Origin of the sequence: Aristaeella lactis (assembly GCF_018118585.1) — a bacterium.
Taxonomy (GTDB): Bacteria; Bacillota; Clostridia; order Christensenellales; family Aristaeellaceae; genus Aristaeella; species Aristaeella lactis.
Map to the genome: position 1 here is coordinate 802,848 of NZ_CP069421.1, position 22,587 is coordinate 825,434.

The 22,587-nt window shown below is 51.1% G+C and carries 35 protein-coding genes, 1 tRNA gene and 2 pseudogenes; 34 read left to right on the top strand and 4 right to left on the bottom strand.

Features of this window, described 5'->3' with window-relative positions; genetic code table 11:
• Nucleotides 1-5 precede the first annotated feature (5 nt).
• The 3 genes and pseudogenes from holB (at nucleotide 6) to fdxA (ending at nucleotide 2,456) form a co-directional block, all read left to right on the top strand.
• Entirely contained in the window at nucleotides 6-1,025 is a 1,020-nt protein-coding gene (holB, locus tag JYE50_RS03770) for a DNA polymerase III subunit delta' (RefSeq protein WP_283399159.1), read from the top strand.
• Nucleotides 1,013-1,924: pseudogene (locus JYE50_RS03775) on the top strand (PSP1 domain-containing protein); the annotation flags it as partial. The gene holB and the pseudogene JYE50_RS03775, both read left to right, overlap by 13 nt.
• A gap of 361 nt (nucleotides 1,925-2,285) precedes the next feature.
• Nucleotides 2,286-2,456, top strand: coding sequence for a 4Fe-4S ferredoxin (fdxA, locus tag JYE50_RS03780; protein ID WP_283399142.1), 171 nt, complete (start codon nucleotides 2,286-2,288; stop codon nucleotides 2,454-2,456).
• A 593-nt stretch (nucleotides 2,457-3,049) separates the two neighbouring features.
• Here fdxA and JYE50_RS03785 read toward each other — a convergent pair.
• The 4 genes and pseudogenes from JYE50_RS03785 to JYE50_RS03800 form a co-directional block, all read right to left on the bottom strand.
• A pseudogene (locus tag JYE50_RS03785) lies at nucleotides 3,050-4,054 on the bottom strand (recombinase family protein); the annotation flags it as partial.
• Nucleotides 4,051-4,470, bottom strand: coding sequence for a hypothetical protein (locus tag JYE50_RS03790; protein WP_143763494.1), 420 nt, complete (start codon nucleotides 4,468-4,470; stop codon nucleotides 4,051-4,053). The gene JYE50_RS03790 and the pseudogene JYE50_RS03785, both read right to left, overlap by 4 nt.
• Nucleotides 4,471-4,482: 12 nt before the next feature.
• Nucleotides 4,483-5,136, bottom strand: a complete 654-nt coding sequence (locus JYE50_RS03795) for an ImmA/IrrE family metallo-endopeptidase (RefSeq protein ID WP_084094554.1) — start codon at nucleotides 5,134-5,136, stop codon at nucleotides 4,483-4,485.
• A gap of 16 nt (nucleotides 5,137-5,152) precedes the next feature.
• A complete protein-coding gene (locus JYE50_RS03800) occupies nucleotides 5,153-5,515 on the bottom strand; it encodes a helix-turn-helix domain-containing protein (RefSeq protein WP_084094555.1) in 363 nt (120 codons plus the stop codon).
• 139 nt (nucleotides 5,516-5,654) lie between these two features.
• Between JYE50_RS03800 and JYE50_RS03805 the strand changes: the two genes are divergently transcribed.
• The 31 genes from JYE50_RS03805 (at nucleotide 5,655) to JYE50_RS03955 (ending at nucleotide 22,539) form a co-directional block, all read left to right on the top strand.
• Nucleotides 5,655-5,861, top strand: a complete 207-nt coding sequence (locus JYE50_RS03805) for a hypothetical protein (RefSeq protein ID WP_084094556.1) — start codon at nucleotides 5,655-5,657, stop codon at nucleotides 5,859-5,861.
• A gap of 37 nt (nucleotides 5,862-5,898) precedes the next feature.
• Nucleotides 5,899-6,141, top strand: a complete 243-nt coding sequence (locus JYE50_RS03810; protein WP_084094557.1) for a hypothetical protein — start codon at nucleotides 5,899-5,901, stop codon at nucleotides 6,139-6,141.
• Entirely contained in the window at nucleotides 6,138-6,479 is a 342-nt protein-coding gene (locus JYE50_RS03815; RefSeq protein ID WP_304588198.1) for a hypothetical protein, read from the top strand. The genes JYE50_RS03810 and JYE50_RS03815 overlap by 4 nt, the downstream gene beginning before the upstream one ends.
• The gene (locus JYE50_RS03820; protein WP_084094559.1) at nucleotides 6,476-6,673 is read left to right on the top strand and encodes a hypothetical protein; all 198 of its coding nucleotides are present in this window, start codon (nucleotides 6,476-6,478) and stop codon (nucleotides 6,671-6,673) included. The genes JYE50_RS03815 and JYE50_RS03820 overlap by 4 nt, the downstream gene beginning before the upstream one ends.
• Nucleotides 6,670-6,921, top strand: coding sequence for a hypothetical protein (locus tag JYE50_RS03825; protein ID WP_084094560.1), 252 nt, complete (start codon nucleotides 6,670-6,672; stop codon nucleotides 6,919-6,921). The genes JYE50_RS03820 and JYE50_RS03825 overlap by 4 nt, the downstream gene beginning before the upstream one ends.
• Nucleotides 6,922-7,156: 235 nt before the next feature.
• Complete coding sequence (locus JYE50_RS03830; RefSeq protein ID WP_143763496.1) at nucleotides 7,157-7,393, top strand: hypothetical protein; 237 nt, start codon at nucleotides 7,157-7,159, stop codon at nucleotides 7,391-7,393.
• Entirely contained in the window at nucleotides 7,390-7,587 is a 198-nt protein-coding gene (locus JYE50_RS03835) for a hypothetical protein (protein ID WP_084094563.1), read from the top strand. Before JYE50_RS03830 ends, JYE50_RS03835 begins: the two co-directional genes overlap by 4 nt.
• Complete coding sequence (locus JYE50_RS03840) at nucleotides 7,580-7,846, top strand: helix-turn-helix domain-containing protein (RefSeq protein ID WP_179138197.1); 267 nt, start codon at nucleotides 7,580-7,582, stop codon at nucleotides 7,844-7,846. The genes JYE50_RS03835 and JYE50_RS03840 overlap by 8 nt, the downstream gene beginning before the upstream one ends.
• Before the next feature lie 4 nt (nucleotides 7,847-7,850).
• Nucleotides 7,851-8,552 (top strand): hypothetical protein, encoded by a 702-nt coding sequence (locus JYE50_RS03845; RefSeq protein ID WP_084094565.1) that lies wholly within the window; start codon nucleotides 7,851-7,853, stop codon nucleotides 8,550-8,552.
• The gene (locus JYE50_RS03850) at nucleotides 8,552-8,770 is read left to right on the top strand and encodes a hypothetical protein (RefSeq protein WP_143763498.1); all 219 of its coding nucleotides are present in this window, start codon (nucleotides 8,552-8,554) and stop codon (nucleotides 8,768-8,770) included. Before JYE50_RS03845 ends, JYE50_RS03850 begins: the two co-directional genes overlap by 1 nt.
• Nucleotides 8,771-8,774: 4 nt before the next feature.
• Complete coding sequence (locus JYE50_RS03855) at nucleotides 8,775-8,936, top strand: DUF2256 domain-containing protein (RefSeq protein WP_143763500.1); 162 nt, start codon at nucleotides 8,775-8,777, stop codon at nucleotides 8,934-8,936.
• A gap of 13 nt (nucleotides 8,937-8,949) precedes the next feature.
• On the top strand, nucleotides 8,950-9,933 hold the full coding sequence (locus JYE50_RS03860) for a tyrosine-type recombinase/integrase (RefSeq protein WP_084094567.1): 984 nt from the start codon (nucleotides 8,950-8,952) through the stop codon (nucleotides 9,931-9,933).
• Nucleotides 9,934-10,308: 375 nt separating this feature from the next.
• Nucleotides 10,309-10,689, top strand: a complete 381-nt coding sequence (locus tag JYE50_RS03865) for a hypothetical protein (RefSeq protein WP_084094568.1) — start codon at nucleotides 10,309-10,311, stop codon at nucleotides 10,687-10,689.
• A gap of 101 nt (nucleotides 10,690-10,790) precedes the next feature.
• Nucleotides 10,791-10,862, top strand: a tRNA-Ile gene (locus tag JYE50_RS03870).
• 320 nt (nucleotides 10,863-11,182) lie between these two features.
• Entirely contained in the window at nucleotides 11,183-12,061 is an 879-nt protein-coding gene (locus tag JYE50_RS03875; RefSeq protein WP_143763502.1) for a rolling circle replication-associated protein, read from the top strand.
• A complete protein-coding gene (locus JYE50_RS03880; RefSeq protein ID WP_084094570.1) occupies nucleotides 12,058-12,471 on the top strand; it encodes a hypothetical protein in 414 nt (137 codons plus the stop codon). Before JYE50_RS03875 ends, JYE50_RS03880 begins: the two co-directional genes overlap by 4 nt.
• A gap of 60 nt (nucleotides 12,472-12,531) precedes the next feature.
• A complete protein-coding gene (locus JYE50_RS03885) occupies nucleotides 12,532-12,843 on the top strand; it encodes an HNH endonuclease (protein WP_084094571.1) in 312 nt (103 codons plus the stop codon).
• A 185-nt stretch (nucleotides 12,844-13,028) separates the two neighbouring features.
• Nucleotides 13,029-13,559, top strand: a complete 531-nt coding sequence (locus JYE50_RS03890; protein WP_084094572.1) for a hypothetical protein — start codon at nucleotides 13,029-13,031, stop codon at nucleotides 13,557-13,559.
• Between the two features lie 216 nt (nucleotides 13,560-13,775).
• Complete coding sequence (locus tag JYE50_RS03895) at nucleotides 13,776-15,398, top strand: terminase large subunit (protein WP_084094573.1); 1,623 nt, start codon at nucleotides 13,776-13,778, stop codon at nucleotides 15,396-15,398.
• Nucleotides 15,398-16,567, top strand: a complete 1,170-nt coding sequence (locus JYE50_RS03900; protein WP_084094574.1) for a phage portal protein — start codon at nucleotides 15,398-15,400, stop codon at nucleotides 16,565-16,567. Before JYE50_RS03895 ends, JYE50_RS03900 begins: the two co-directional genes overlap by 1 nt.
• Complete coding sequence (locus JYE50_RS03905; RefSeq protein ID WP_084094575.1) at nucleotides 16,564-16,923, top strand: HAD family hydrolase; 360 nt, start codon at nucleotides 16,564-16,566, stop codon at nucleotides 16,921-16,923. Before JYE50_RS03900 ends, JYE50_RS03905 begins: the two co-directional genes overlap by 4 nt.
• Entirely contained in the window at nucleotides 16,904-17,539 is a 636-nt protein-coding gene (locus JYE50_RS03910; RefSeq protein WP_084094576.1) for an HK97 family phage prohead protease, read from the top strand. Before JYE50_RS03905 ends, JYE50_RS03910 begins: the two co-directional genes overlap by 20 nt.
• 13 nt (nucleotides 17,540-17,552) lie before the next feature.
• A complete protein-coding gene (locus tag JYE50_RS03915; protein ID WP_084094577.1) occupies nucleotides 17,553-18,704 on the top strand; it encodes a phage major capsid protein in 1,152 nt (383 codons plus the stop codon).
• Between the two features lie 20 nt (nucleotides 18,705-18,724).
• On the top strand, nucleotides 18,725-18,964 hold the full coding sequence (locus tag JYE50_RS03920; protein ID WP_084094578.1) for a hypothetical protein: 240 nt from the start codon (nucleotides 18,725-18,727) through the stop codon (nucleotides 18,962-18,964).
• Nucleotides 18,961-19,578, top strand: a complete 618-nt coding sequence (locus JYE50_RS03925) for a glycosyltransferase family 2 protein (protein WP_084094579.1) — start codon at nucleotides 18,961-18,963, stop codon at nucleotides 19,576-19,578. The genes JYE50_RS03920 and JYE50_RS03925 overlap by 4 nt, the downstream gene beginning before the upstream one ends.
• Nucleotides 19,575-20,288, top strand: coding sequence for a hypothetical protein (locus JYE50_RS03930; protein ID WP_084094580.1), 714 nt, complete (start codon nucleotides 19,575-19,577; stop codon nucleotides 20,286-20,288). The genes JYE50_RS03925 and JYE50_RS03930 overlap by 4 nt, the downstream gene beginning before the upstream one ends.
• Before the next feature lie 4 nt (nucleotides 20,289-20,292).
• Complete coding sequence (locus JYE50_RS03935) at nucleotides 20,293-20,616, top strand: hypothetical protein (RefSeq protein WP_084094581.1); 324 nt, start codon at nucleotides 20,293-20,295, stop codon at nucleotides 20,614-20,616.
• A 12-nt stretch (nucleotides 20,617-20,628) separates the two neighbouring features.
• Nucleotides 20,629-20,961 (top strand): phage head closure protein, encoded by a 333-nt coding sequence (locus JYE50_RS03940; RefSeq protein WP_084094582.1) that lies wholly within the window; start codon nucleotides 20,629-20,631, stop codon nucleotides 20,959-20,961.
• On the top strand, nucleotides 20,954-21,328 hold the full coding sequence (locus tag JYE50_RS03945) for a hypothetical protein (protein ID WP_084094583.1): 375 nt from the start codon (nucleotides 20,954-20,956) through the stop codon (nucleotides 21,326-21,328). Before JYE50_RS03940 ends, JYE50_RS03945 begins: the two co-directional genes overlap by 8 nt.
• Before the next feature lie 5 nt (nucleotides 21,329-21,333).
• The gene (locus JYE50_RS03950) at nucleotides 21,334-21,903 is read left to right on the top strand and encodes an HK97 gp10 family phage protein (RefSeq protein ID WP_084094584.1); all 570 of its coding nucleotides are present in this window, start codon (nucleotides 21,334-21,336) and stop codon (nucleotides 21,901-21,903) included.
• Between the two features lie 21 nt (nucleotides 21,904-21,924).
• Nucleotides 21,925-22,539, top strand: coding sequence for a major tail protein (locus tag JYE50_RS03955; RefSeq protein WP_084094585.1), 615 nt, complete (start codon nucleotides 21,925-21,927; stop codon nucleotides 22,537-22,539).
• Nucleotides 22,540-22,587: the final 48 nt, after the last annotated feature.

A 22,587-nucleotide genomic window follows, 5' to 3' on the forward strand; every position in this document is an offset into this window, starting at 1 on the left:
TGAAAATGATTTCATTTGACGATTATCTGTATCAGGGTGAAGAAATACAGTCTGTTCACCGGCAGATAAAAGAACACAGGCTTGTACACGCCCTGATGATTACCGGGGAACCGGGAACGGGGAAGAGAACCCTTGCCTTTCTGATCGCAAGGGCTTTGCTTTGCCGGGATGATCACGATATTCCCTGCGACTGCTGTGAAGGATGCAGACTGGCTGCGAGCGGGGAACATCCCGACCTGACTGTCATTGAAAAAGGAATCCCTTTGTCATCAGAAACGTCAAAGGGCCGATCCACCATTCCGGTTGAGGATATCCGGGAAATGATCAGGCAATGCAGCCGGTTTGCCTATGAAGGCGGCAATCGGGTTATTGTTATCCCGGATGCGGAGAATATGACTGTACAGGCCCAGAACAGCCTCCTGAAAATACTGGAGGAACCTCCGGCGAATACTTACTTTCTCCTGACCTCCGGCAGGGCTGAACAAATACTGACTACTGTCAGAAGCAGATGCCGTATGATCAGGCTGGTTCCATGGGAGACTGATTATATCAGCAAACAGCTGACAGATGCAGGAATTGATCCGGCAACTGCCATGAAGGCGGCTTCCGTATCAGGCGGATCCATCGGCAATGCGTTCAGACTTGCCGCGGATGATGAATACTGGAAACTACGGGAAGAAATCATGAATGCTTTTTTCCGGAACAGAAACAGAAGCAGCGTACTCGGCTTTTCCGCAGCGTGGAAAGACAGAAAATCCGAGGCTCCGGTTTTGTTTGAGATTCTTGAACAGTATGTTCATCAGCTTTTGCGATATCGCCTGTACAAGGAGAAAAAGGATTATCCTGACACGTTTCCTGAAGAATGGCAGGCCTTTGCTGCTTCCGCTGATATGGAAAAAATCATGCTGCTGCAGGACGGTATATCGGCAGCAAGGCAGCAGTGTGAATTCAACGTAAATTTCCAGGCGGTTATTGAACGTTTGCTTTTACTATTTATAGGAGAAGGAGAACTATGGCAACAATAATTGGAGTTCAGTTTCAGAAAAACGGAAAACTGTATTATTTTGATTCAAACGGAATCGAAGCAAAAACAGGAGATTATATCATTGTCGATACCGCACGCGGGTATGATCTGGGAGAAGTCATCATGGGCGCGCGTGATATAGATGAGGAAAGCTGGAATACTCCCCTGAAAAAGGCGATCCGCCTTGCCACGGAACAGGATATACAGCACGGAAGGGAAAACAGATCCAAAGAAAAAGAAGCATTTACTATCTGCCAGAAGAAGATTGCCGAACATAAGCTTGAAATGAAGCTTGTTTCTGTGGAATACGCGTTTGATAACAGCAAAATCCTTTTTTTCTTTACTGCAAACGGACGGGTGGACTTCAGATCGCTTGTCAAGGATCTTGCCTCTATCTTTAAAATGCGCATTGAACTGCGGCAGATCGGAGTAAGGGATGAAGCAAAAATGCTTGGCGGGCTGGGACCGTGCGGACGTCCCATCTGCTGCGGAACATTTCTTGATCAGTTTCAGCCTGTTTCGATCAAGATGGCAAAAGAACAGAACCTTTCCCTCAATCCGACCAAAATCAGCGGTGTTTGCGGTCGTCTGATGTGCTGCCTGAAATATGAGCAGGAGCATTATGAGATGACCCGTAAAAAGATGCCGAAAGTCGGCAGGGAAGTGATTACACCGGACGGAAAGGGCACAGTTACCGATCTTAATATTGTCAAAGAAACAGTATTCGTTCGTATGACGAACGGAGACACAAGTGAAATCAAGGAATATCCGCTGGAAAATATCACAAGGATTCAGGACGGCAAAACGCATTCTGAAACCAATGAGGTTAAAACGGAATCCTGCAGCGAGGACATACAGGAGGATGATAACAGGCTGCAGCCGGAAGCACAGCGTTCTGACATGAATGAAAACAGTGAAGAACTTCCAGAAAGCAAGCCGGCGCTGGCTCCTGTCCGTACGAAGAACAACATACCGGCTGATAAAAACAGGGAAAAGAACCGTAAACCTGTTCTCGGCCAGCCTGTCAGAAGAGAAAATCCCAACAAAAAGGCAGAATCCACCGAAACGAAAAACATGAACATCCGGGATACCGATACAAAAGGTAAAGAAACGAACAATCAGAATTCCTGGGCGGAAGCGCTTCAGAAAGCCATGCAGGCTATTGACAGGGATAAATGAGATATTGATTTCACAAAATGACGATGATATAATTATTTCAGTATCACACGAATGTGCGATCAAAAATGAGGAGGTAAATCAAATGGCTTACAAAATTTCCGAAGAATGCATCAGCTGCGGTGCATGTGCTGCTGAGTGCCCCGTTTCCGCCATCAGCGAAGGCGACGGCAAGTATGAAATCAATCCCGAAGTCTGCATCGAATGCGGCGCTTGCGCTGACACCTGCCCGGTAGGCGCTCCTGCCCAGGCATAAGCATGAATGAAAAGAGCAGCTGCCTTTATGGCAGCTGTTTTTTTGTTAAAACAGACAGCTGAACAGATAAAAAAACCGGAAACTTTACGCTTCCGGCTTTCCTGTACACCATTTTTGTTATTATCCGAACACGGAGGGAGGGCCTCAAGCGGTACGCGCTGATTGCCTTCTATGTTATTGGTGATGATCTTCAGATGATCATCATAAAGATAAACAGCATTGATAAAGGTTTCGATAATATGCCGGCAGAGGGCTGGATCAGATCTGTCTCCCTGGGTGAACTGATGAAGGAAGAAAATGATACGATCCTTATCCAGGAGCTGGGACTGGGAATACTTCAGAGTTTCGATAGACACGCGGATGGACTCAGCATTATCCTCAAGGTCTTTAAGCATGGCGGAGGTGGAGGAGTTCCAGATGCCGGCGGCAATGGCTTCATTTATGTTCCGGATCTTCTTCAAAGTTTCAGCATGCTCCGCTTCCATGGCGGCAAGGGGTGAATGTTTCATTTCCTCCTGCTGAAGGGCAAGGACGGCATCAGCGGTCTGATCTATATGTTCATCAGAAAGAACGTGATCGAGAACAAAGTCAATGACGGTATCCTCCAGCCAGTCCTTCCGGACGGACTTTTTATCACAGCCTTTGCGGGCCTTGTGGGCCTGACAGGAATAATAAAGGTGACGGGCGCCAGATTTTGAGGTTCCGGAGTCACCGATCATAGCTGCGCCACAGTGACCGCAGAAGGCTTTGCTAGTGAGAAGGTAATCAACGGCGCCCTGGTCGACATGGCGGGCGGTTTTTCGTTTCATGCGCTGGGCCTCATCAAAAAGAACATTGTCGACAATGGCGGGCATACCGTCAGGTATGCGAATATCTCCCCAGATATAGGTTCCGGTATATCGCTCGTTAGAGATGACGCGGATAATGGTTTCAGGCTTCCAGCGCTTTCCACGGGAGGAGCTCAGACCGCGAGAGTTCAGGTCCGCGCAGATCCGGACCGCAGAAACGCCGGAAGCGTATTTATCAAAAATATAGCGGACGATGGATGCGCCATCCGGATCAATGGCATATTTATCATCAGATCCGCGAGTATATCCGAGGACTTTTGTACCATTGTAAAGGCATTTCATGGCATTGTCAGTCATGCCCCTGGTGACATTTTCAGAGAGCTGGCGGGAATACCATTCGGCGGTAGCCTCCAGCATTCCCTCCAGGAGAACACCGGCAGATCCTTCCGGTATCGGCTCCATTGCATAAAGCACACGGACACCGAACCGGCGGAGCTTGCCTTTATAAATGGCAGAGTCCTCCCGGTTGCGTCCAAACCTGTCAACCTTCCAGGCGATGATGGTATCATATGATCCTGTTTCCGCTGCGGCGATCATGGACTGGAAGGATGTGCGGGCGGCGGTATCCTTAAAGCCGGACTTAGCATGGTCGGCATATTCATGCACGATGGTATAGCCTTCGCGGAGGGCAAAGGCACGAATATCAGAGAGCTGCTGATCGATTGATACATCCCGCTGGCCGGCGGAGGAATACCGGGCATAAGCAACAGCCGTCCGCGGAGAGCAGGAAGGGGTTTTCTGCTTTTTCATGGCTGCACCATCAAATCATAAAGCGGAGAATAAACGGGGACAGAGTGAAGTCTGACTGTTCCCATATCAAGATCAATCCACAGATCGCCGGCGTTATCAAAATAGCCTGTAAAAGAATTACCGTTTTCATAAACAAAATACAGAACATTATTAGATTCAGCAATCGTAACAGGGATTGTTCCGGAATTTGTAAAAACACCGGAGAAGCAAGTAATAGAGTTTACATATGCTTTTTGAGAGTCTTTCAAAAAATAAATATCAAGACAATAAGAATCGAAGTCAAAAGAATTACCTTTTCCGCCCGAAGCAGAAGAAGCATCAATAAACAACGAATAATGAGAAGAAACAGAAACGGTGTCAGCAAGGGCGGAGGAACAGAACAAAAAGACTATAAGTAGACAAAACAGCTTTCTCATAACAATAACTCCTTATTCTTTATATCCGTCCATAAAAGAGCCAAAATCTGCAACGGCGGTATTATCACCGTGAGCAATCATAGATTGAAAATCAATAAAGTTGTGAATAAAATCAGAAAAGCGTTCTTTCAGTGCGCGGTTGAGTTCAGGAGGAACATGAACAGCAGGTGTTTTCTGCAAACCGGCGAGACAGCGCTCATAACAGCCAGTGATAGATCCGAGGACTTCAACAGTCAGCGGAAATCCTGCATTCTGGATCGCGTGGATAAGAGGCCGGGGGAAAATGAGATGACGAGCAAAACACATCGCCTCATCAAGGCGAACATCTGCCGGACGGGTGCCGTCATGGCCCAGGACGATGTGACCAAGCTCACGTGCCAGACCGCGCCGGATGGAATCGAAAGGAAGATACTGATTATAAGCAACAACATATTTCACCTTTTCAAAGTTGACGAAAAAGGTGACAGCGTCCTGGTTCTCACTAAACATGGGAACAAGTTTGTTCCTTTCTATTCCGGCATTGTTGGCAAGATCAGAGAAAGGCATTGCCAGAACACCGGGAGTTGATTTGACAATAGGCAAAGGAACAACGGGGGCAGAGGTTATATTGTGAAATAACAGAGTACGGAGGGCTGCTGTGGCCGCGAGTTCATAATCAGGGGTCATAGATCTATACCTTCCTTTATTCAAATAATTCAGGGTGCTGGGTTAACATTGCCCGGACAACGTTTAGAATCTGCTCACGCTGTTCCTGAGGAAGTTTATCCATCGCGCCGGAGACAATGCGGGCCTCTGCGGTTTGAGGAGAAGATTCGGAGGATGAAACGGTGTTTCTGTTAGAATCTTCCCAACCGGCAATATATCCGGGAGTAGTGTTAAACATTTCAGCCATTTTTTCAAGATTCTCAAGGGGAATGTTTGTGACAGTGCCTTGCTCATATTTATAGATTGCCTGACGGCCTACACCGAGCTGACGAGCAACATCGTCTAAAGTCATTCTATTTTGTAGCCGCAACTCGCGTATGCGTTCGCCTGCGGTCTTCATAAAATCATCTCCTTCAATTTGATAATACTATGAGTTTACAAAAAAGTAAATAAAATTATAAAAAGTAGCTTGACAGGATACAATTATAGTGATATAGTCACAGTAGCTTGAGAAGCGACAACTGAAAAGAGGTGGGAAAATGATCAACGCGAATCTTATCCGGGCAAAGATAGTAGAGAACGGAATGACACAGCAGCAGGTGGCCAAAGAAATTGGAATGACTGCAAAGACATTCTGTGACAAGATGAAGACAGGAAAATTCGGTCTTGATGAAGCTGATAAAATGATCAAGCTTCTTAAAATTGAAGAACCTGCCAGATATTTTTTTGCAAATGAAGTAGCCTGACAAGCGACAAAGTGCAGACGAATGGAGGAATTGTTGCATGAAAAAGTTTCTGATCATCGCCATGATTATCATGGCAGTCCTGGCACCGATCAGGACAGAAAAGACCGTACCGGAATGGACTTACACATTGAATGGGCCGCAGGTGAATTACACGGTGGGCCAGAGGGTGAGCCAGGACGGACGGATTTTTGAATGCATCAAATGGGATGCTTCAGACATGGGCGTCATCGTTCCGCCAGAAGCTAATCAGGAATGGTGGGCGGAGGTGGATGGAAAATGAATAGCACGAAAAAAGAAGCCATCCAGCTTCAAACATGGTGGATGGGAGTCATCAAAAGAGTGACACAGAACGTCATAGCAGAGGAAGACAGGCGCCAGGGAAAAGCCAAAGCGAGAAGCGAGGACAAACTGGCAGATTACGCAAAAAGAGAAGAAATACAGGAAGCCTACGGGTATGGCTTTATCACAGAGAAGCAGATGGACAAGCTGCTGGATCTGTGGGACGAGCGGGAAAACGGAGCGAAGCCGGACAGAATGTATGAGCTAAAAATCAAACTGCTGACGGAATTTTACCAGATGGCAAAGCAGGTTATTGAAGATGCCGGAGGTACGCCATGACAGAGAGACGCAGACGGCGGAGGCCGGCAGCGCTGCCGGAGCCTGCCACATACTATGACCGGCCTGAAAGCAAATATCCGGACAGGGTGCGGGTGAGCTTCGCAGACGGACACAAAGAGATCTATGACAGGCGGGTGAATCAGCCAAGGCCGGTGGCATACATCAACTATCCGAAACGGAGGACGCAGACATGAAGGACACATTCAGACTGTGCCGGAAGTGCGGCAGGCCGATAGGCGTGATAAGAGCAAGAGTATACAGGAGCATCATCGTGGATGCGGAGACGCTGCTGGTGATGCCTGACAAGCTGGGTGACACATTCATCAGGATTGATGGGTCAAAGATCAGAGGACGGAAAGCTGACTTTGAAGAGGAAGCGACATACGGAATACCTGGCGGGCCGGAATACGCATACAGGCCGCATCACTGCAATGAAGTGTAAAGAGTGCGCGGAGGGGAAGCGCTTCTCGGAGGGCAGCATATTCTGCATCCAATACGGGATATACATCCGGGAGGATCATGAATGCACAAGGGAGGGGGAGAGAATACGTGAACGAGATGCCGATCATACTGGAGACATCGCCCAGCAGGCCGGAATACCAGAAAACGAGTGGGATGCTATTAACCGCATTGAGGGAATTTTATAGCAAACCGGAAAACGAGGAAGCATACCAGGAATGGAAGGCGAGGAAGGAGGGGAAAGCAGGATGATTCCATGGTGGGTTGGTCTGATCTGTGGCGTGGTTGGTGAAATCATCGGAATGATGGTCATCATCATCTGCATGGGAGGGAAAAAGCAGACGGAAAGAGAGTGGGAAGAAGAAAACGGCCTGATCTATCTGGAAAACAAAAAAGCCGCTGATGCTGGCACATCAACGGCGGCGCATGAAGCGCAGAAAGGAAATCTTTCATGAGTAAGTATATCAAAAAAGAGACAAAAGGGCAAATCATCTTTGTGATCATGATCATACTGGCGATCGTGATCGGGCTGGTGTGGAACGCGGTGGAGGAGAGCAACCAGCCGCCGACATGGCAGACAAGCTATCCGATGGCAAACGCTAACGTCAGTTGGGAACAGAGCTTTCATGGAGGTGCCTGGAATGAGTGAAGCGAGACAGATGAGCATTTTTGATCCTCCGGCAAAGGAACAGCGGCTGACACAGTGCATGAAGATCGTGAAATACCTGCATGACTTCGGAAGCATTACGCCAGTGCAGGCAATGCAGGATTTGGGAGTGATGCGGCTGGCGGCCAGGATCAGCGACCTGGAGGCGGAGGGCTGGGAGATCCAGCATGACAGGGAGACGGGCCGGAACCGCTACGGGGAAAAAACAACGTATGCGAAGTACAGCCTGAAAGGATCATAAGGTCATGGCTGAATATGAGATTGAGAAAACGTGCCGGTGCTGCGGAAAGAAGTTTGATGTTCTCTATCCGCAGCAGTGGGCATACAAAAAACCGAAGGCAAAAGGCGGAGGATATGACTATCTCTGCTCATGGAAGTGCCTGAGAGAGGAAGAACAGAAGAAAAATAAACCGAAAGGACAGGATGATATGCCGAACAACAAGCTGACGGCGGAGCAGAAGGAGAAAGCAGTAGAAATCGCGCTGGCCGGAGGGGACTTTCTGAAATACCTGAAGGAATGCGGAGCAAAGAATCCGAGCGCGGCATGGGACTATATAAAGGAGACTCTGGCAAAAGAGAATCCGAACAAATGCCTGGAGCTGATGCATGCGCTGAGTAAGCGGAAAGAAAAGAAACCGCTGGAGGAAATGGCGGAGGACGTGAAAGAAAATCCGCCGGAAGAGAAGAAAGAGGAGCCGGTAATCACAGCCAGGACGGTGGAGAATAAGACGGAGTTTACCGGGGTTCCAGTGGAAGAAAAGCCGGATTTCGACTTCAAGGTGACGGCCATCAGGACGAGCCTGGGCGAGTTTAACACAGACAGCCGGAACGGGCTGATCTACTGGACGGGGAACAGCGGGGACAAGATCTGCATGAGCTACAAGAGCTGGAAAGAGCTGACGGAGCAGATCCCGCGCATACTGAAAGTGCTGTGCGGTGATGAATGATGGATATCAGGAAGCAGACATTCATTATCATACGGAAGAACAACCTGTATCTACAGGGAAAAGAGTGCTTTACGAACAAGCCGAAGTGGACGCAGTACCGTCATCAGGCATGGAAGACGCGGGACAAGGAAAGGGCCGCGGAGATCGCCAGGAAAGTGGGCGGGGTGATGGTGCTGTTTAATCAGGTGGCTGACCAGACGAAAGTGATCGGAGCGTGAAAGAATGGCAGATGCGAAGAAGCAACTGAAAGAAAAGACATGCCCGATGTGCGGAAAGACATACATATTCAGAGAACACTGGGCATACAAGATCATAAAGGACACGCATGTGACGAACTACTGTTCATGGACATGCATGAGAAAAGCCGAAAAAGAAAAACTTTGAGGAGTGCAAAGTTATGGCTATTGAAGCTAAGGCGAGCTTTCTACGGATGGCAGAAAAGAAGCTCAGTACAGAAGTGACAGCAGAAACGATGTCAAAGGTGCTTTCAATCATGGCGGATGTGATGGAAGGCTTTGATATGAGGGAGATGAACATTGAAGAAGAACAGGATGACATGCTGGAGTGCTTCCTTCAGGCCATGGATGTACAGGGCCGGAGCAGGAAGACGATCACACATTATAGGCTGATCATCAGCAAGATGATGGCAGAGGCGAAAGTGTCAGCGCGGAGGATAACGGTGCATCACCTGCGGAGTTATCTGGCAAAGCAAAAAGAGAGGGGACTGAAGGACAGCACACTGGCACATCACCGGGAGGTGTTCAGCAGTTTCTTCGGGTGGCTGTTCAGGGAAGGATTGATAGAGAAAAATCCGGTGATCAACCTGGGCAGTATCAAAGTAGCCAAAGAAGAAAAGAAGGTCTTCACAGACATTGACATGGAGAAGATGCGGCAGGGCTGCAAGAGACTGGTTGACAGGGCAATCATTTCATTCTTGGCATCTACGGGGTGCAGGGTGGCGGAGCTGGTAGGACTTGACCGCAGCGCGTTGGATCTGGACAGCTTGGAATGCGTTGTACGCGGTAAAGGAAACAAGGAGAGGACGGTTTACCTGGACAACGTGACCGCAATGTACATCAGAAACTATCTGGCAACGCGGAGGGACGTATGTCCGGCCCTGTTTGTGACAAGGACAAGAGAACGGTTTCAGACGGGCGGCATCCGGGACATGCTGAAGCGGCTGGAAGAGCGGAGCGGAGTGGATCATGTTCACCCGCACAAGTTTAGGCGGACACTGGCCACGAACATGGCAAAGCGGGGGATGCCGATCCAGACAATCGCGGCGATCCTGGGACACGAAAAGATTGAGACAACCATGGAGTATATCGTGATGAACAAGGAAAACACGAAGATGCAGTACCGTCAGTACTACGCGTGTTAACCAGAAGAATATGACGGTATTCACGGCTCCAGAGGGAGGTGCAGTTAAACATGAAGATAACCTGTACGGAAGAAGAAAAGAGCGAAATCATCTTTATGCTTGCAGAGGGCAAAACATGCTTTCTTCCGTTCAAATGCACCTATTATTCCAATAAAGAATGTCGGGAATGTATTGAAAGGAATATTGAATGGGAAATTGTACCAGAAGGGAGTGAGCAGGAATAAAGGTTCGGAAGTATTGCGAGAATTGCGTTCATTATCAATATCGCAAGTATAAAACACTCAAGACCGGATACGCATATTGTAAAAAACATAAAAACAGATGTTTGAGCATCCAAAAGTGTTGGGATCGGAAGAAAAAGGCAGGTGAGCAGGAATGAGCCTTGATGTAGAAGTGAAAGGCTTACCAAGACACAACTATGGATATGGGCAGTTTAATCTGTTCCGTGGAGAAATCGTCAAAGCCGTTTACGGTTGGGATTTGTACGAAATATGGAAAAAGAAATTTGCGGACGATGACGATGTAAAAAGATGGAATGAGAAATGCAACGATGACCTTGATTTGTTCATTCTTCATTCTGATTGTGACGGTAAATTCACGGTTTCAGAATGCAGAAAAGTCAGAAATGCAATGAAATCTGTTGAAGAAAAAATCGACGAATCGGACATGAGTAAAGAACATAAACAGATGGTTAATGAATGGTACTGTATGTTCGCATTTTGTGCGAGAAACAGGGTAATAATGAAGTTTAATTGACACCGTGAAAAGGCTGAAAATCACGGCAAGGTGGAGGTGATGCAATTACTTCCTATATATATCCGGATTAAGCATGACAGAGATCTGCATCCGGATCTTATGGTGCAGTAGCTCAGCGGAAGAGCAGCGGCCTTATAAGCCGGAGGGCGGAGGTTCAAATCCTTCCTGCACCACATAGGCGAAAGCCTAAATATGCCGAAGCTGGCGGCAGTAATCCAGCGGGATCATTTCAAGCATATGGCAGCCGGAAAGACGGCAAGGTATCCATCAGCGGCCAGCGCTGAGAACCGGGGGATGGATTCCCTAATATCAGGCTTGTATATGAGTATTAACATTAGACGCATTTCAATAGAAGGAACGGAAAAGAAAAGGGAAGGCTGTGGATGTTGATCATCGTCATCAGAAAAATGGTGATGATGACGGGAGGGTGCCGGGAGGGCGTAAGCGCCTCCCGGCTTGGAAGACGGAGAAACAGGAAAGGACGGAGCGGCTCATGAGTTGGGAGTTTGAAGATCTGTTCAACAACAAGCGGACGGGGGACGGAGGTTTCCTGGAAGAGCCGTGCTTTATTCCTGTGGGTTCTATGGGGTACAGGAGACGGACAACCGTAAGCGGGCCGCGAATTGACGCGGAGGTTTTCCCGGTGTTCGGTCGGCAGATGCGGGGAGCGCTGCGGAGGGCCAGGACGGGAAACGGAACCGTGGAAGCTCAGAAGAAGGCGAACGCGGAGCGGAGCAGGATACGGCTGATCCAGTTGGTGGAAGCAAACTTCACAGAGCAGGATCTGTCAATCGGGCTGGACTATGACGGGAAGACACCGACACCGGAGCGGATTGATAAGGATCTGACAAACTTCTTTGCAAAGGTGAGGAGACGGCGGAGGGCGAGAGGTCTGCCGGAACTGAAGTACATAGTTGCCATAGGCGGGGACGAGATGCCTGCGGCAGGGTACAGCGGTAAGAGGCCGCACGTGCATGTGATCATGAACGGCGGGATTGACCGTGATGAGCTTGAGCAACTGTGGGGGCATGGACACGCGAACACTCACAGGCTGCAACCGAGAGACAGCGGGCTGGGCGGGATAGCAACATATTTCACAAAGCAGATGCAGGACAGGCCGCCGAAGATGGGCGTGAAAAGATACAGACCGAGCCGGAACCTGACGCAGCCGGTGAGGAGAGCAAGGGACGCGAAGATGCCGAACAGCAGAGTCAGAAGGATCGCATATGACTTTGAGAACCAGGCGAAGGAGATCATGGAGAAACTGTATCCGGGTTATGTGCTGACGGAGACGGTGGTTAAGTATTCGGACTATGTGCCGGGTGTGTATATCAGGTGTGCATTACGGAAGATAGGAGGCGGAGGTCTATGAGGTATACGCCGGTAGCGGAGCAGATCGGGATCACAGAAGCAAGATATAAAGAACTGAGGAATTTTTGCAGGCAATATGATGACTGGGACAGAGAAGCAAAAACATTGCTGGGTATAAGAGCTATAAAGATGGACGGACTTCCGCATGGATCAGGGATTAGTGATCCTGTGGCCAGGGCGGCAGAAAGAAGAGAAAGACTGCTTGCGAAGATGTCTATTGTAGAGGGATGTGCAAAAGCAAGCGACAATGGTGCATGGTATGAGGCATTGATTGAACACGTATGTAGAGATGTTACCTGGAAAGTAATAAAAGAAACAAAGCCAGAGTTACTACCAACAAGTGATGCAAATACATTTTACAAACGGAGGCGAGAATTTTTTGACATGCTGAATAAAGTCACAGATATATAAGATTCATATTCGATTGTAAATGAAAATGTATTAAATTATTAGCATGGAGTAGGAGGCAAGATGAACAGATCGGCAGAGGTCGAAGCTTTCTACGTCTCATGGAAATGGCGGAGGTGCAGAAAAGCATACGCCGAATCAGTCGGGAAGATCTGTGAGGAATGTCTGAAAGAGGGAGTCATTGAGACAGGAAGCAAAGAGAATCCGCTGGAGACACATCACAAGATTGAACTGACAGACGAGAACATAAACGATCCGAATATCACATTGAACTGGGACAACCTTGAACTGTTGTGCAAGAAGCATCACGACATGAAGAGAAAGAAGAAAGAGAAACGCTGGAAGATTGGGCCGGATGGTCACGTAACCGTATAGCTCCCCTTGGGTGAAAATTGCGGAGGAATGTGGCGCAGGGCTTTGGGTGAGTAACAATAAGCGCGCCGGAGGCGCGGAGGACGCGCGTCCACGGGCGCGCGATAATGAAGAAAAGGGTTACATAAGGCTGAAAAATGATGCTAAATGGCATCATTTTTTTGATGAATTTGACAGGAGGTTTCAGGATGAAGGCCAAAGCGAAGCCGATTCTGGCGGAAGTGGCCGATATGTTGCCGGAGAAGGCGAGAGATATCAGGACAAACGGCGCGGAAGTGACGAAGAAGAGCGTCCGGAAGAGCGCGGAGGGTTCAGAAGCCGAGGAGAAACCGGCGAAGAAGCCGAAAAGCGCCAGGGCGAAGGCAAAACAGCCAACTGAAAAGATCACTTCCGCGTCTATACTTCGGAAGCTGATTGCTTTCGGCAAAGATTATCAGATCGAAAATGAGCAGGACTTCCGGGAGGCGGCCAGGATCTACAGCGAGGAGGCCGCGCTGATCGATCAGATGCGGAAGAGGCTGAAAGAGGACGGCCTGACCGTAATGAAAACCTACAAGACCGGGGACTGCGAGGTGGCGCATCCGCTGTTGAGTGAGCTTCCGCGGCATGTGGAAAGCGCAAACAAGTGCCTGATGACCATCAGCAGCATGATTGAGGAGCGGGGAGCAAAGAAACAGAAACCGACACGGGATCTGGATCAGTTCCGGCTTCATGCGTGAGGCGGACGGCATGAAAAGGACGCGGAGGGCGGACGTGAAAAACCGGACAGAAAGGACGGAGGGACAGATCCGGGCGGGTAAGGTGAGCCGGATGGGGTAAGAAAAAAGATCAAGACCATAGCGGATCTGACAGCGGAAAACGCCATTGTCCAATACTGGGAAGAAATCAACAGCGGCGGCATCAATACAGGCAAGTGGATAAAGCTGCTGTATGAGGTGATCCTTCAGGGCCTCCAGGACAAACGGTGGTTTTACGATGAGCGGCTGGCGGATAACGCTGTTCGGTTCATAGAGCGGTACTGCCATCACTACAAGGGGAAACTGGCACCACGGAGGATTGAACTGAGCCTGTGGGAAGAGGCGGCAATCCGGATCATGTTCGGTATTGTTGACAGCACAGGCAAACGGCAGTTCAGGGAAGTTTTCTGGCTGATAGGCCGGAAGATGGGAAAGACGATCCTGGCGGCAGGCATAGCGACATACATGGGATACGCTGCCGGAGAGTTCGGCAGCGAAATCTATTTCCTGGCTCCGAAACTGGATCAGAGCGACCTGTGTTACGCAGCGCTTGAGTTCAATGTTCACGCGGAGCCGGAACTGGACACGATCACACACAGCACAAAATACCGTGGACTGATGATCAATGAAACGAACACGATGATCAGGAAACTGGCTTTCACAAGTAAAAAGTCAGACGGTTATAACCCGATGTTCTATTGTGCTGATGAGGTGGCGGCGTGGCCGGGAGTCGCTGGCCTGCGGCAATGGGAGGTTATGGCATCCGGTACAGGCGCACGTGACGAGCCGCTGGGCATGGCCATCAGCTCAGGCGGATATGAGAATGACGGCCTGTTTGACGAGCTGATGAAGCGCGGGACGGGATTTTTGCTTGGGAACAGTAAAGAGCAAAGAATCCTTCCGCTGCTTTACATGATAGATGATCCGGAGAAGTGGGATGACCTGGAAGAGCTGGAAAAGAGCCTGCCGGGTTTAGGCGTGAGCGTGAGCCGTGAGTTTATAGAAAATGAAATCACAATCGCTCATGGATCTATTTCCAAAGAAGTCGAGTTCAAGACGAAATACTGCAACATGAAGCAGAGCATGTCCACGGCATGGCTGAAGGCCGAACACATCAACAGCGCCTTTGGATGGCGGAAGCCGATGGAAGAGCTGAGAAACCATTATGTTGTGGGCGGGCTTGACCTGTCACAGACAACAGACCTGACGAGCGCCTGCTTTATCTGCGAGGTAGACGGCATCCTGTGGATACACTCTCATTTCTGGCTGCCGGCGAAGAGGCTGGAAGAAGCTACAAAGCGGGATCAGGTGCCGTATGAGATCTACATCCGGAAGGGATTCCTCAGCATGTCTGGTGAGGAGTTCATCAATTTTGAGGATGTGCGGAACTGGTTCATGGATCTGGTGAAGAAGTACAAGATCTATCCGCTGATCATCGGATATGACCGATGGAGCGCGATGGAGACGGTGCATGAACTGGAAAAGAAGCACTTCAAGATGGACAGCGTGACACAGGGATTCAACCTTTCCAGCGTGTCTGACACGTTTGAGGGCCTGCTGCGGGAGGGGAAGATCCGGGACATGGATGACAATGACCTGCTGAAGATCCACATGGCGGACAGCGCCATGAAGATGGAAAGCGGGGCGGACAGGGCGCATCCGAGAAAAATGCTGGTGAAGATCAGCAACAAGGCACATGTGGACGGCGTGGCGGCAATCCTGGACGCTATGGCCATGAGACAGTTCAAGTGGAACGAGCTGGGAAAGAGACTGGAGAATAAGAAAAAGACAACGCCAGCAGGCGGAGGGGTGATTAACTGATGGGAATGCTTGAGATGATCTTCGGCAAGCGGGAGCAGCCCGCAAAGCTGAAGAACGCACAGATCTTCCGGATGCTGGAAGGATATACGCCTGCATGGACAACATGGCGCGGATCAATTTATGAGAGTGAGCTGATCAGGGCGGCCCTGGACGCATGGGGACGGCACACGGCGAAGCTGAAACCGAACATCAAGGGATCAGCGCTGCCGGAGCTTCAGAACAGACTGAAGGTGAGGCCGAACCGCTTTCAGGAATGGAGCAAATTCCTTTATCAGTACGCCACAGTGCTGGGCGCGAGGAATACATCTTTCCTGGTGAAGACCAGGGCGGAGGACGGAACGCCGACAGGCGTTATCAACATCGTGCCGGAGAGCTGGGAACTGATCGAGTATGAGGGAGAACCGTGGATCAGATTCATCATGCCGAATAACAAGCGGCGGGCTGAACGGCTGGCGGAGGTTGGCATTTCGACACGGTTCCAGTACAGGAATGAGCTTTTCGGGGAAAACAACGAAGCCATGAAGCCGGTGCTGGATCTGATCAGTATGCAGCGCCAGGGCATCACGGAGGGTATCAAAAACGGCAACAGCTACCGGTTCTACGCGAAGAGCGACAACTGGGCCAGTGATGAAGACATTGGCGAGGAAATGGAGCGGTATAACAAATTCACCTTCGGCAACAAAAAAGCAGCCGGGGGTGTTTTGCTGTTCCCGAATACCTATGACGATATCCACGAGATGAAGGCCAGCGGGTTCACGATTGACAAAGAACAGCAGGCTCACATTGAAAAGAACGTGTATGACTATTTCGGCGTGAACGAAAACATCATCCAGAACAAGGCCATCGGTGATGAATGGCTGGCGTTCTATGAGGGCCTGATCGAATGGATCGCCATACAGCTCAGTGAAACCATGAGCGGAATGTTCTACACAGACCGGGAGCGCATGGGATACGGAAATGAGATCTTCTTTACCAGCAACCGGCTCCAGTACATGAGCAACAAGGACAAGCTGGAAGCCATCAAGACAAACGCAGACAGGGGACTGATGACGAGAAACGAACTGCGGGAGATCGAGAACCTGGCACCGCTGCAGGAGCCGTATGGCAGCCAGATCCCGGCGCGGGGTGAATATTACAACGTGAACGAGCCGGACGGTGGTGAAGAATGAAAAGAGTCATCGCCGTGGACTTTGACGGGACACTGTGCGAAAACAAATATCCGAAAATCGGCGAGCCGAACAAAGAACTGATTGAGCAGTTGGCGGAGGAACGGAAAAAAGGGACGGCGGTGATCCTGTTCACATGCCGGGACGGACAGAAACTGAAGGATGCCGTGAAATGGTGCGGGAAACAGGGACTGAAGTTTGACAGAGTCAATGACAACCTGCCGGAGCGCATCAGGGCATACAGAGGGAACACACGCAAGATCAGCGCGGATGTCTATGTGGATGACAGAAGCGCTGTTTTTACATTCGGAAAAAAGCTGAATTTGGGAGGGGATACAGATGCCGGTGAAACTGAATGAGCGGGAATACAGAGACATCAGCATGGAAGACATTGAACTGCGAAAGCAGGACGATGGCCAGTATATTGTCGAGGGATATGCGACAAAGTGGAATGAATACCAGCTCTGGGATGATGGTGAATACCGTATGTTTGAGCGGTTCAACGAGCATTCATTCGACAGCACGGATTTCTCTGACGATATTTTCCTGCTAAACCATGAGGGCCGCGTATTCGCAAGGACAAGCAACAATACGCTGGTTGTAGCTCCTGATGAAATCGGCCTGAAGGTGCGGGCATACCTGGGAGGAACGGAAGAAGGGCGAAAGATCTTTGAAGAGATCCAGGGAGGATATTTGACAAAGATGAGCCACGGATTCCGATCCAACAGGAAGACAGAAAAGCGGACGGTTGTGGAAAACACAGCCGAAGGCAGGATTGACGTCCATCGTGAAATCATGGAGGTCGCAAAACATTTTGATGTTTCCGTTGTATCGCAGCCAGCAAACGATGCAACGAGCATATCCGCAAGGAATCTCAGCGAGGGAGTAATCGCGGAGGTTAAGGAGGAGCGCCTTGCCATTGAGGCCCAGCGGCGGAAAAAAGAACAGATTGCCATTATGGCGGAAATGATTTAAGGAGGACAAAACGATGAAGTACAAGACTCTCGCGGAAATCGAAACCCGCAAAGCCGCTATCCTCCAGGAGATGGAAGCGGAGGGCGCCGATCTGGACGCTCTGAAGAAAGAAATGGACGAACTGCGGCAGAACGCCGAAGACCTGCGCAACGCGGCCCAGAAGGCGGAGGAAATCCGCAAGCAGATTGCCAGCGGAGCCGCCGGGATCACTATGGGCGAAAGCCACAAGGCTGAAACCACAGGAAAGACCGTGGACGAGATCCGCTCCAGCAAGGAGTACATGGATGCTTACGCACGGTACATCATCAGCGAAGATGACAAGGAATGCCGTGCGCTGCTGACCGCGAACGCGGCGAACAACGGACAGCTTCCGGTGCCTACGCTGGTGGATACCATCATCCGCACTGCCTGGGAAAAGGATGAGATCCTGAACCGCGTCCGGAAGACCGGTTTCAAGGGCAACCTGAAAGTCCCGTTTGAACGGGCCGCCGATCCTGCCTATGAACACGGTGAAGGCACCACAGCCATCACAGAGGAAGACCTGACCCTGGGCGTGGTCGAACTGAAGCCGAAGAACATCAAGAAGTATATCCGGCTCAGTGACGAGATCGTTGCCATCGGCGGAGAGCCGCTGGTTTCCTATGTGTACCGTGAACTGGCTCACCAGATTATCAAGCTGCTGAGTTCCAAGGTGATCGGTGACATTACCGGAGCCAGCACAAGCCACAGCGGCAGCGCAGTGGGTATTCCGAAGATCTCCGGCGAGCCTGACCTGTCCGTGGTTGTGACTGCGGAAGCTGAACTGACTGACGAGGCGGAAAACGTGGTTGTGATCATCAACCGCAAGACTTCCGCTGCGTTCCATCAGGCACGGGTCGCGGGTAACTTCAATGTTGATCCGTATGATGGCCTGACGGTGCTGTACAGCTCCGCTCTGCCTGCATACTCCAGCGCGGACGCTAACGCGGTGTGGATGATCGTGGGCGATCTGAATGCCGTGCAGGTGAACTATCCGGAAGGCGAGGGCATCATCACCAAGTATGACGATGTGACCGAAGCTGAGAAGGACATGGTGAAGGTGCATGGACGCCAGTACGCTGGCCATGGCGTAACCGGCCCCGGCATGCTGTGCAACGTCAAGAAGGCGGCTGCCGTAACCACCTAATAACACAGGAGGGCTGACCGATGAAGGTTAAACTTCTGCGGGAAGCACGAATCCGGCACAAAGCCGGGGAGATCGTAGAGGTCTCCCCGGCGGAGGCCGGTTTTCTGTTTTCCACAAACAGCGCAGTGGAATACGCCGAACCGGTGAAGGCTGAAAAGCCGGAGACGAAGGCGAAGAAAGAGACTCCGGAGGCAGAGGCAGAAGCGAAGGAAACGCCGGAAGCCAAAAACAAACCGAAGTCTACAAGGTCGAAAAAATGAAGAAGCCTTTCAAGCTCCTGATCGCGGTGCCGTGCATGGATTACATGCACGTGGACTTTGTGAACAGCCTTTTGAAGCTGTGCCAGCACCTGCAAAGGGAAGGCATCAATTACCACACGGAGATCCTGAGCGGGACGCTGGTATACCTGGCACGGAACAAACTGGCCAGCAAGGCAACCTGTGAGGGATATACACATATCCTGTTTCTCGACAGCGACATGGTTTTCGATGAGAGCATCGTGGAAACGCTGTGCTTCTGCGGGAAGGATTTCGTGTGCGGAGCTTTCCAGAGCAGGCGGGCGCCATATGGAAGCTGTATATTCTCCAGCCTGAAGCCTGTGAGACGGGTGAAGGAATACGGGATAGAGCCTTTCCAGGTGGAAGGGTGCGGGATGGCCTGCACGATGATCAGCACAGAGATCATCAAGGAAGTGCAGAGCCAGTACGGCAATCCGTTTGATCCTGCCATCATTGAGGATATCACCTTCGGGGAGGATACGGCCTTCTGCTGGCGGGCGAGGAAATGCGGATTTGAAATCTGGTGCGAGCCTACGGCGAGATGCGGACACATAGCGCATGTGCCGATCTGGCCGGGAGAGGAGCCTGCCACATGAAGAAGATCCTGATCACCGCACCACTGCGGCAGGACGTGGATGTATTCCAGGCATACCAGGACGGGCTTGACCGGCTGGAGGTGCCGGAAGGCTTTGAGGTTGACCGCTTTTTCGTGGTCAATGACTGCAATGAAGTGATCCCGTATATCAGGGACGCGAAGATTGAGGTCACGGAGACGGGCGAGGCATACGAAAAGACGCACAATGACCACCTGTGGACGCTTGACCTGATGTGGAAGATGGGCGAACTGAGAAACAGGACAATCCGCGAGATGCTGGACGGCGGATATGATTACTGGCTCTCAGTTGACACGGACATTGTGCTTGATCCGTGGACGCTGTATCACCTGATACAGGCGGACAAGGATATTGTGAGCGAGATCTTCTGGACGCAGGCACCGAACGGAAAATATTGGTGCAACGCCTGGATGTTTGACCAGAGCTTCGGGATGCCGGAGGAATGGCACAAGCCGGGACTGTACCAATGCGGGATGACGGGAGCGCTGACGCTGGTGAAGCGCAAAGTCTTCGAGGCCGGAGTGAGCTACGCGAAGATACCGAACATCCACACAGCACTGCGGGGAGAAGACAGGCATTTCTGCGTGAGAGCGGCCTGCGCAGGCTTTGAGCTGTGGATTGACAGCCATTGTCCGGCAAGGCACCTATACACACGGAAACTGTATGAGGAGTATATGGCGGAAAGAAGGTGAGAGCATGTTTGCGGAAGTGAAAAGGATGCTCCAGAACCGGATCAGCGGAAACAGCTATGACGCACAGATCATTCTGTGGACAAAGGCGGCTGTGAGAGATCTGCAAATGGATCAGATCGTGCTGGACGGGGTATGCGACATCGAAATGGAACAGAATGACGGCGTGTGGGAGATTGTCGACAACAGCTCCATAGAGGACGAGCTGGTATTCGCGGCCTGCGCGGCGTATTGCAGCATGAACATCGGAAATCCGCCGAACCATGACAACCTGCTGGCCACCTACAAAAGCCTGAAGGGGCAGATGAGGATGAGCAGCCAGTACAAGTAAGGAGGCGGAGGGATGAGAAAGCTGGTCGACATTGTGCTGATCGCCTTCAGCCCTGACGCCCATGAGGTAGGCACCGATCCCGTAAGCGAACAGACGCAGGTGCAGGCGGAAGAGATGAGCCTGAACCTGGCGGACATCACGGAGGCCGGGGGAACGGGGCTGAAAACGGAAGCGAAGATCCTGATTCCGATGGATGAGGACTATCACGGAGAGCGGGAGCTGATCTACAACGGCGAGCGCTATGAAGTGATCAGCGTTAATCCGTACAACGATTACAACGGAGTGATCCTGCGGATCGCACGGAAGAAGGGCAACAGCGCGAAGGAGGCGGTGACGAATGCCTGAAGATTACACAAGTCTTGTCACCGCTATGAAGGCATTGACACAGGCAAGCGCCGTCACCAGCGAACCGGACAAGGTTCTGAAGGTGGCGGAGGACGGCTGGAACACCAGGCCGGACGCGGACAGCTACGGCGAGATTTACCTGGAGTTTGAAGCGGGGAGCCTGGACGGGGACAACCGGAAAAAGGACAGGGCCTTTGAAGGCAGCATGGATCTGTACAGCCGGAAGCGGGACGGCGAGGGATGGCCCGCGCTGATCGAGCAGACGCTGACAGAATACTGTGATAACTGCTGGAGGCTTGACCTGCACGAATACGAAACGGAAACAAGGATGTTTCGGTGGGAATGGGTTTTCCAGATCGAGGAGTGAGGAAGATGCCCTTCAATGTTCAATGGGAAGGCGCGGATGAGCTTCTCCGCAAGATGGACAAGCTCCCGGAGAAAGCCGAAAAGATAGCGGCGGAGGCGCTCTACGAGGGCGCCGGGGTGATGGCTGACGCGGTCAGCCGGGAGATCCGCGGGATCTCCACAGAAAAGTTTCAATACGCAAAGGGCGGAAAGAAACGAAAGCCTTCCCCGGAAGAAAAGCAGATCCTGATGAGCGCAAAGCACGGAGTTGCAAAATTCAAAAAGACAGGAACATCCGTACAGACGAGCGTGGGTTTCCAAAATTCGGGATACGGAAAAATCACATGGAACCATGCGCGGACGAACGTCAGGACAAAATACAAAATGGGCAAGAAGGGCCACATGGTTCACGCGAGCCAGGGAAGCGGAGACAGCATGAAGCCGGTTCCGCTGATCGCCAACTCAATCAACCACGGAACGAGCTTCATGCAGAAACAGCCGTTCCTGAGGAAAGCCTTTTCACAGAACCAAAACGCGGCACTGGCCGCAATCGAGGCCGGCATCAAAAGCCGTGAGGACGAGCTTGAGCTGGACTAAAAACAAAGGAGGACAATCATAATGAGCTATGCAAGTGTAGGTATGCTTTATCCTGTATTTGCACCGCTGACGAGCCACACGGCGGGATCGATGCCGACATACGGCACGGGCCGCGTGATCCAGGAGGCGCGGGTTGCGACCATCACGAAGGAGTTCACCGAAAACCCGCTGTACGGCGATGACACCATTCAGGATGAAGACAACGGACTGACCGGCCTGCAGGTCGAGTTTGAAAGCACCGGCCTGACGGACGATGACCGCATCGCAATTTTCGGCGAGGAAACGAACGCCAACACGGTGACCGGCGGACAGTGGGAAAGCGACAACGCGACACCTTACGGCGGCTTCGGCTACATCCGCAAGATGCGGGTTGGCGGAGGACAGGACGGTACCAGTACCACGAAGTATGAGGCGTGGCTGGTACTGAAAATCAAATTCCAGGAAACCAGGCAGGAGACGCGGACAAAGGAAGGCAACCAGATCACATGGGGTACACCGCAGCTCAGCGGACGGGGCGCGGCCCTGGACGTGGACGGCGGACATCAGCGGTTCCGGCTGCACAAGACTTTCGACACAATCGGCGCGGCGAAGAGCTGGCTGAACGGCCTGCTGAACGTAAGCGTGGTAACCACCTGACACACATGAGACTCCGGAGGGCGGAAGGCCCTCCGGAGTTTTTCAGCA